A 9154-nucleotide genomic window follows, 5' to 3' on the forward strand; every position below is an offset into this window, starting at 1 on the left:
GTGATCGCGGCGGCTCGGTCGGTAAGCGGCGCGAGGACCGCAGTTTAGCCTCAGCGCCGCCCCTCTCCGCCCGGCGGGGCCGCCCTGGCAGGTTCAGCGCGGATCGCGTCCCCTGCCGAACCATCCGGACCGCGCTTCTCCGCGTGCATGCGCGGCTGCCGGAGCCGGTCGTCGATCTCCACCTGCGTCGGCTGCCGTGCCGGCGGCACTGGCTCGCGTCCTGGCGGCCGACACGCGAAGCATGTCGCCAGCACGGGGTTCGTCGTCGAATTACGACAAAACATGTCTGGGCCGCCCTGGCGCCAACGCCGACCTTGACCCTCCCACGGTGGCGGGCCCCATCTGATCGGTAGGATCATGCGAGGTGGCGCGGCAGGAACCATGGCGGACACCAGCACCACGAGCGGGGCGCCCCCGGAGCCGCCCGGGCGCCGGGGGATCGCCCCGGAGGCGCACGTCCTCGTCGTCGAGGACGACGCGCCCATGCGCCACCTGATCGGCCGACTGCTGCGCGAGAACGGCTTCCGCGCCACCGGGGTCCGTGACGGCGGGGAAATGCGGGAGACGCTGGGGAACGCGGATGTCGATCTCGTCCTCCTCGACGTCATGCTGCCGGGGCAGTCCGGCCTGGAGTTGCTCCGTGCCCTGCGTGCCGAACGGCCTACCCTGCCCGTGGTGATGGTCACCGCCAAGGGCGCCGAGGCCGACCGCGTCATCGGCCTCGACCTCGGAGCGGACGACTACCTGCCCAAGCCCTTCGGACGGCAGGAATTGCTGGCCCGCATCCGCGCCGTCCTGCGCCGCGCCGGCCTACCCGCCAGCGCCCCCGGGGAGACCGCAGGCCACCGCCTGCGCTTCGAGGGCTGGACCCTCGACACCGTGCGACGTGAGCTGCTCTCGCCCGCCAGTGCGGTCATCGACCTCTCGGGCGCCGAGTTCGACCTGCTCCTCGCCTTCCTGGAGCACCCGCAGCGCGTGCTGGCGCGCGACCAGATCCTGGAGCTGTCGCGCGGGCGCATCGCGGACCCTAACGACCGCAGCGTGGACGTCCTGGTGAGCAGGCTCCGGCGCAAGCTCGAAGGCGAGGAGGGCGGGACGGCGATGATCAAGACGGTCCGCGGCGCGGGGTATGTGTTCCTGCCCGGCGTGGAGCGGGTCCCTTGAGGCGCGCTCTGGACTGGCTGTCGCCCGCGAGCCTCGCGGGCAGGACCGTGCTCACGCTGCTCACCGGGCTCCTGGTGTTCCACCTCGGCAGCGTGTGGCTGCTGGAGCGCAACGTGGAGGGCGCCCTGGAGGAGGCGCGCGAGGTCCACACGGCGGACCACGCGGCGGCGGCCGTCCGGGTCCTCGGCGCGCTCCCGGTCGAGGTGCGCGAGACGGCCGCACGCGGCCTCTCCTCGCCGGGCTTCGCGGTGGCCTGGGCCAGCGCGCCGCCGCCCGACCTGCGGGACGGGGGGGCCGCCCTGGCCTCGCTCCGCGCCCGCCTGGAGCGGCAGCTGCAGGATCCGGCGGGCCTGCGGCTCGGCCGCGTCCCGGCGGCGGGCGACGTCCAGCACGTCCGCGGCGGGATTGGCCTCGCGGACGGCAGCTGGGTCACCTTCGACGTCCCGATGGCAGAGCTGGCGTACGTGCCGAGCCACGCCTCCCTCGCCTCGCTCAGCGCCATGGCGCTCGGCATCATCCTGACCTCGGTCCTGGTGGTGGGCTGGATCAACAACCCGCTGCGGCGCCTGGCGCGGGCCGCGGACCAATTCGGCGCGGGCGGCTCCCCGGTGCCCCTGCCGGAGGACGGGCCGCGTGAAGTCCGGCACGCCGCGCGCGCCTTCAACGCCATGCAGGCGCGCATCCACCGCCTGGTCGCCGACCGCACGCAGGCGCTGGCGGCGGTCAGCCACGACCTGCGGACCCCGATCCAGCGCCTGCGGCTGCGCGCGGGCTTCCTGGAGGACACGGAGGCGCAGGGGGCCATCGACGCCGACCTCGACGAGATGGAGGGCATGGTGGCCTCGACCCTCGCCTACCTCCGAGGCGAGGCGGAGAGCGAGGCGCCGCGCCAGGCCGACCTCGCCACCATCCTGCGCACGCTCTGCGACGACGCGGCGGACCGGGGCGATGCGGTGACCTACGCCGGGCCCGACCGGACACCACTGCCCTTGCGGCCGCTGGCGATGAAGCGCGCCTTCGCCAACCTCATCGACAACGCGGTCAAGTACGGCGGTGGGGCGCGCGTCACGCTCTCCGACGTGTCGGGGGACGCGACGGTCTGGATCGAGGACAGCGGGCCCGGCATCCCCGAAGACGAACTCGAGGCGGTGTTCGAGCCGTTCCACCGCCTTGAGGCGTCGCGCAACCGCGGCACTGGCGGCTCGGGTCTGGGCCTCACCATCGCCCGGCAGGTGATCGCGGCCCATGGCGGCACCATTTCCCTCGCCAACCGCCGAGGCGGCGGGCTGACCGTGAAGGTGTGGCTGCCGCGCACGGGTCCGGGCGCGAGCGGCACCGAGGCCAAGGCCGAAGCCGGACCAGGGACATGACCGCCCCGCGACGGTGCTCCACAGACCTGATGGGAGGACAACAGCATGCTGAGCCGCCGCCACCTGCCCGCCGCCCTGGTCGCGGCGGGCATCCTTCCGTCGGCCGCCCTTGCCCAGGGCACCGCCGGCCCCACGCACGAGACGCACGGCGCCGGGCACAGCGCTATGTCGGTCGGTGACTGCGTCCTCGCCTGCGTCAGGTCCCACGCCATGTGCCTCGAGACGGCACGCTACTGCACCGAGCAGACTAGCGGGCACATAGCTCCCGGCCACATCGCCCTGCTGCAGGATTGCGCGGAGATGTGCCAGCTCACCGCCAATTCCCTGCTCCGGCGCTCGTCGCGGCACGCGGTCGTGTGCAACGCCTGCGCGGAGCTCTGCGAGACCTGCGCGAAGGACTGCGAGGCATTCACGGCCGACGAGCAGATGAAGCGCTGCGCGCGGGTCTGCCGGGACTGCGCCGAGAGCTGCCGCGACATGGCGAAGTCGCCCATCTGAGCAGGGGCCAGAGGATTCTCCCCTCACGGGCCATGGCCTCGCGCATCGTCGCGCGGCGGTCCGTCAGCCGCGCCACTCGGGCTGAAGCGGCGCGCCGAGCGCCGCGGACCGGCGTCGTGTTGGCTTGTTGATCCCGGTCAAACTGCTCTCGTTGTGGGCGTGCTAAAAAAAAGCATGGGCGTCCTCTCCTTCCGGCGCGTTGTGGCGATCCTGGCGACAATCGCGCTGCTCCTTTCCGGAGCCGCCTCGGCGGTGGCGGGAGAGCCGTGCGGGCAGATGGCTGCCACGACCTCCATGGCGGCGCACGACGGAACGCCGTGTGGCGACGACGGGAGTGGTCCGGAGCGCCCCATGGGGATGGCCTGCGCCGTCGTCTGCCTGGCCACGTGCCCCGCCGCGATGGCGGGTCTGGGCGCGTCGGAGGCAGTGCAACCCATTCTGCTGGTCGTGCCGTCAGCCGCGCCCGAGGTTGGGCTCGCCGGTATCGGTGTCGCGCCCCCGCTCCAGCCACCGAAGATCTGAATCCGAGCCGGTCGCGCACGCCGCGGCCATCCCGCACCGCAGGCGCCGGGCCGTGGCCCGGACCGCCGCGCACGCAGGCGACTGACAAGGATTCAGGACGATGTCCAGGTGGATGAGGCTGGCCGAGGCGGCGCAGATGCCCGCGGCCGCGGCGCCAGACGAGAGAAACGACGAACCCCGGGACGACACCGCCCCGCTCCCCCGTCCCTCACGCTCCGGTGGGAGGCTGACGATGCGACGCGGCATCCTCCTGGCGGCCCTGGTCCCGGCCGCCGCGCTTGGGCTGGGCGGCTACGCCGCCCACCGCGCTGGCTGGACGGACCCCTTCTCCCGCTCCGCCCTGGCGTCCGAACACCAGGGCCATGACCACAACGGGGCGGGTGGAGGCGGGAACGGCGCGTCCGGACATCCCACCGCTGTCGTGCCCGCAGGCGACCATAGCGCGCATCAGGCGCATCCGGCGGAAGAGCGGCCCGCAACCACCAGCCCACGCCGCATCCTCTACTACCGGAATCCGATGGGCCTTCCGGACACCTCGCCGGTGCCGAAGAAGGACTCGATGGGGATGGACTATGTCCCCGTCTACGAGGGCGAGGCCGCGGACGACGGGATGGTCCGGGTCGCGCCCGGGCGCCTGCAGACCTCGGGCGTGCGGACCGAGCCGGTCGCCCGGCGCCAGGTGGTGCGCCCCGTGCGCGCCCCGGGCAGCATCCAGCTCGACGAACGGCGGGTGTCGGTGGTGGCGCTGCGGACCGAGGCCTTCGTCGAGCGGGTCGAGCCAGTCACCACCGGCGACCGGGTCCGCAAGGGACAGCCGCTGATGCGGGTCTTCTCGGCGGATGTCGTCGCTGCCGGGGCGCAGTACGTCGCTATGCTGAACACTCCGTCCGGCGCGACCTCGGCCACGCCGGAAGGCGCCAGGCGGCGGCTGGAGAACCTTGGCGTGCCGCCCGAGGTGCTGGCCGAGATCGACCGGAACCGGCGGATCCCGCAGAGCCTCGTCTGGCCCGCGCCGCGCGACGGCGTGGTCCTGGAGCGGACCGCGGTGGACGGCATGCGTGCCCCGCCCGGGGAGGCGCTGTTCCGCCTCGCCGACCTCTCGGTGGTCTGGGTGCTGGCCGAGATCCCCGAGCGCGACGTCGGCTCCGTCGCCCCGGGCCAGACGGTCGAGGTGCGCCCGCGCGGGCTGCCGGACCGGGCCTTCCAGGGGCGTGTCGCCCTGATCTACCCGCAGCTCAACGCCAGCGCCCGCACCGCCCGGGTGCGGATCGAGCTTCCGAACCCGGACGGCCTGCTGCTGCCCGGCATGTACGCCGAGGTTGAGATCGCCGCCAGCGGCGGCGGCGCGACGGTCGCGGTGCCCGAGGGCGCGGTGATCGACAGCGGCACCCGGCGCGTCGTTTTCCTTGAGCGCGGCGAGGGCCGCTACGAGCCGCGGGAGGTCCGCATCGGGCGTCGCGGCGGCGGCTTCGTCGAGGTGCGCGAGGGCCTCGCCGAGGGCGACCGGGTCGTCGTGGCCGCCAACTTCCTGATCGACGCCGAGAGCAACCTGCGCGCCGCGCTGCGGGGCCTCGCCGCCGCCACCCCTGCCGGGGAGGACCACCAATGATCGGCCGCCTCATCGCCTGGTCGGCGCGCAACCTGTTCCTGGTGCTGCTGGCGACCGCCGTCACCGTCGCCGCGGGCGTCTGGGCGGTGCGCAACACGCCCCTCGACGCGCTGCCGGACCTCTCGGACACCCAGGTCATCGTCTACACCGAGTTCGCCGGGCAGGCGCCGCAGGTGGTCGAGGACCAGGTCACCTACCCGCTCGCCTCGGCCATGCTGACCGTGCCCAGGGCCAAGGTGGTCCGCGCCTTCTCCTTCTTCGGGGCGTCCTACGTCTACGTCATCTTCGAGGACGGCACCGACATCTACTGGGCGCGCAGCCGCGTGCTCGAGTACCTGAACAACGCCTCGCGCCGGCTGCCCGCCGGGGCGACCCCCACGCTCGGGCCGGACGCCACCGGCGTCGGCTGGGTGTTCCAGTACGCGCTGCTGGCCAAGGACCTGACCCTGGCCGAGTTGCGGTCGGTGCAGGACTGGCGGCTGCGCTACGGCCTCGCCCGCGCCCAGGGCGTGGCCGAGGTCGCCGCGGTCGGCGGCTTCGTCAAGCAGTACACGGTCGTGGTGGACCCGCTGCGGCTGCGCGCCCTCGGCGTGTCGCTCGATCGGGTGCGCGAGGCGATCCGCACCAGCAACCAGGACGTCGGCGGTCGGACCGTCGAGATGTCCGAGTTCGAGTACATGGTCCGCGGCCGCGGCTACCTGCGCGGCGTCGACGACATCGAGCGCGTCGTCCTGCGCGCCGAGGCGGGCGGCACCCCGGTGACGCTGGCGGACGTGGCGCGGGTGGAGGTCGGCCCGGACGAGCGGCGCGGCATCGCCGAGCTGGACGGCCAGGGCGAGGTGGCGAGCGGCGTCGTCCTGCAGCGCTACGGCGCTAACGCCCTGGACGTCATTCGCAACGCCAAGGAGCGGCTGGCCGAGCTCCTGCCGAGCCTGCCGCAGGGGGTGGAGGTCCAGCCGGTCTACGACCGCTCGGGCCTCATCCTGGACGCCGTCGCGACCCTCAAGCACACGCTGATCGAGGAGAGCCTGGTGGTCGCCCTGGTGACCATCGTCTTCCTGCTGCACCTCCGGAGCGCGCTGGTCGCCATCCTGATGCTGCCGGTCGGCGTGCTGATGGCCTTTGTCGCCATGAAGCTGCTCGGCATCGGCTCGAACATCATGAGCCTGGGCGGCATCGCCATCGCGGTCGGCGCCATGGTGGACGCGGCCATCGTGATGATCGAGAGCGCCCACAAGCACCTGGAGCGCGCGGCGCCCGGCAGGCCGAGACTCGACGTGCTCGTCGAGGCGGCGACGGAGGTGGGCCCGGCGCTGTTCTTCAGCCTATTGGTCATCACCGTCTCCTTCCTGCCGATCTTCGCCCTGGAGGCGCAGGAAGGGCGGATGTTCCACCCGCTCGCCTACACGAAGAGCTTCGCCATGGCGGCGGCGGCCCTGCTCTCGGTCACCCTGGTGCCGGCGCTGATGGTGCTGTTCGTGCGCGGCCGGATCATGCCGGAGCACCGCAACCCGGTGAACCGGCTGCTGATCTGGTTCTACCGCCCCTGCATCCGGCTGGTGCTGCGGGCCAGGGTGCTCACCATCGTCGTCGCGGTCGCGGCGCTGACCGCCACCATCTGGCCCGCGCGGGAGATCGGCGGCGAGTTCATGCCGACGCTGAACGAGGGCACCCTGCTCTACATGCCGACCACCCTGCCGGGCCTCTCGGTCACCAAGGCAGCGGAGCTGATGCAGGTGCAGAACCGAATCATCCGCTCCTTCCCCGAGGTCGCCTCGGCCTACGGCAAGGCGGGGCGGGCGAACAGCGCGACCGACCCGGCGCCGATCGAGATGTTCGAGACGGTCATCCAGCTGAAGCCGCGCTCGGAATGGCGGCCGGGCGTCACCACCGAGAGCTTGGTCGCCGAGATGGACCGGGCCCTGCAGTTCCCGGGCGTGAGCAACGCCTGGACCATGCCCATCCGGGCGCGCATTGATATGCTCTCGACCGGCATCCGCACGCCCGTGGGCATCAAGGTGTTCGGCCCGGACATCAACGAGATCGAACAGCTCGCCCGCCAGGTGGAAGCTGTGGTCCGCAACGTACCCGGTACCACCAGCGCCTACGCCGAGCGCATCATCGGCGGCTACTACCTAGACATCGTGCCGGACCGCGCCGCGCTGGCCCGCTATGGCCTCTCCATCGATAACGTGCAGGCGGTGGTCTCGTCGGCGCTCGGCGGCGAGACGGTGACCACGACCGTCGAGGGGCGCGAGCGTTACGCGGTGAATGTCCGCTACCCGCGCGAGCTCCGCAGCGACCCGCAGGCGATTGCCGCCGAGGTGCAGGTGCCGCTGCCCGGCGGCGGCATGGTGCCGCTCGGCGAGGTGGCGCAGGTCAACCTGACCCGGGGCGCGACGGCGATCCGCACCGAGAACGGCCAGCTCGCGGGCTACGTCTACGTGGACCTGCGCGGTCGCGACCTGCGCGGCTACGTCGACGAGGCGCGACGGGCGGTGGCGACCGAGGTGGCCTTCCCGCCCGGCTACTATGCCGCCTGGAGCGGCCAGTTCGAGTACCTGGAGCGGGCCGAGGCGCGGCTGCGCATCGTCGTCCCGGTTACGGTGTTGCTCATCTTCCTTCTGCTCTACCTCAACTTCCGCTCCATCTCCGAGACGCTCATCGTCATGCTCTCGCTGCCCTTCGCCATGGTGGGCGGCGTCTGGCTGGTGTGGTGGATGGGCTTCAACATGTCTGTCGCGGTCGCGGTCGGCTTTATCGCCCTCGCAGGCGTCGCGGCCGAGACTGGCGTGGTTATGCTCATCTACCTCGACCACGCCCTGCGGGAGGTCCGCGAGCGGCGCGCCGCCGATGGCCTCGCCCTCACCCGGGCCGACCTGCGGGAGGCCATCATGGTGGGCGCGGTGGACCGCGTCCGGCCGAAGATGATGACGGTGGTGGCCATCATGGCCGGTCTGCTGCCGATCCTCTGGAGCGACGGCACCGGCTCGGAGGTGATGCGGCGCATCGCCGTGCCGATGGTGGGCGGGATGGTCTCCTCCACCCTGCTGACCCTGCTGGTCATCCCGGCAATCTACGGCTTGGTGAAGGGCCGGGGCCTGCCGCGACCGGTGGGCAACGAGGGCCGAGGGGCGACGGCAGGCCTGCGGACCGGGACGGCCCCCCTGGGCCCGGTGCCGCTGGCTGGAGAGTGAAGCGGCCCGCGCTGGACCCTGCTCCGGCGCGGGATCTCCCCGGTCCGTGAACGCGAACACGGGCCTGGGGTAAGCCCCCTGGGGAGGGCTGCTCTATGGGGCTTGACCTTCCCACCATGGGAAATCCCATCTTCAGCGGAAAGCCGCCCCCGGGCGGTCGGTGGACGGAGGCCAGCATGAACATCGGGCAAGCCTCGGCGGCATCCGGCGTCTCGGCCAAGATGCTCCGCTATTACGAGAGCATCGGCCTCATACCCAGGGCTGGCCGGACCGAGGCGGGATATCGCGTTTACAAGGACAGGGATGTCAACACGCTACGCTTCATCCGGCGGGCGCGCGACCTCGGCCTGCCGATCGAGCGCATCAGGCTGCTGGTCGGCCTGTGGCGGGACCGGGAGCGGTCGAGCGCCGACGTGAAGCGGATCGCCGAGGAGCACGTGGCCGAGCTGGAGGCCAAGATCCTGGAGCTGACCGCCATGCGGGACACCCTGCAGGAGCTGGCCGACGCCTGCCGCGGCGACCACCGGCCCGAGTGCCCGATCCTGCGCGACCTGGAGGGCGGCGGCGGGCGTGGGCCGGGCCGCCGCCAAGTTGATCCGCATCAATGCGCTTCCTCTCCGGCGGCGTAATCTGAGAGCCCTTCCGGAAAGAAGTTGAGTCGCTGGAATCGGTTGTGATTCCCTCGGGTACGGTTGTGCTGAGGGGTGGCGCATGTGGAAGCCGGAACACCGTCGAGCCGCGACGCGGCGTGGACTGCGCTACGAGAGCGACCTGACAGATGCGGAGTGGGCACT

The 9154-nt window shown here is 72.2% G+C and carries 7 protein-coding genes; all 7 read left to right on the forward strand.

Annotated features, from left to right (window positions below):
• Nucleotides 1-381 precede the first annotated feature (381 nt).
• The gene (locus tag DOO78_RS24660) at nucleotides 382-1164 is read left to right on the forward strand and encodes a response regulator transcription factor (RefSeq protein WP_111472550.1); all 783 of its coding nucleotides are present in this window, start codon (nucleotides 382-384) and stop codon (nucleotides 1162-1164) included.
• Nucleotides 1161-2534 (forward strand): ATP-binding protein, encoded by a 1374-nt coding sequence (locus DOO78_RS24665; RefSeq protein WP_243634779.1) that lies wholly within the window; start codon nucleotides 1161-1163, stop codon nucleotides 2532-2534. The genes DOO78_RS24660 and DOO78_RS24665 overlap by 4 nt, the downstream gene beginning before the upstream one ends.
• A 45-nt stretch (nucleotides 2535-2579) precedes the next feature.
• A complete protein-coding gene (locus DOO78_RS24670) occupies nucleotides 2580-3032 on the forward strand; it encodes a four-helix bundle copper-binding protein (protein ID WP_207803045.1) in 453 nt (150 codons plus the stop codon).
• A gap of 174 nt (nucleotides 3033-3206) precedes the next feature.
• Complete coding sequence (locus tag DOO78_RS24675) at nucleotides 3207-3554, forward strand: hypothetical protein (RefSeq protein WP_111472551.1); 348 nt, start codon at nucleotides 3207-3209, stop codon at nucleotides 3552-3554.
• A gap of 517 nt (nucleotides 3555-4071) precedes the next feature.
• Nucleotides 4072-5163, forward strand: a complete 1092-nt coding sequence (locus DOO78_RS24680; RefSeq protein ID WP_207803046.1) for an efflux RND transporter periplasmic adaptor subunit — start codon at nucleotides 4072-4074, stop codon at nucleotides 5161-5163.
• Nucleotides 5160-8360 carry an efflux RND transporter permease subunit gene (locus DOO78_RS24685; protein WP_111472553.1) on the forward strand — a complete coding sequence of 1067 codons (3201 nt, stop codon included), beginning with the start codon at nucleotides 5160-5162 and terminating at the stop codon, nucleotides 8358-8360. The genes DOO78_RS24680 and DOO78_RS24685 overlap by 4 nt, the downstream gene beginning before the upstream one ends.
• Before the next feature lie 95 nt (nucleotides 8361-8455).
• Nucleotides 8456-8989 (forward strand): Cu(I)-responsive transcriptional regulator, encoded by a 534-nt coding sequence (cueR, locus tag DOO78_RS24690; protein ID WP_279387830.1) that lies wholly within the window; start codon nucleotides 8456-8458, stop codon nucleotides 8987-8989.
• Nucleotides 8990-9154: the final 165 nt, after the last annotated feature.

The organism is Roseicella frigidaeris, from assembly GCF_003258945.1.
GTDB lineage: Bacteria > Pseudomonadota > Alphaproteobacteria > Acetobacterales > Acetobacteraceae > Paracraurococcus > Paracraurococcus frigidaeris.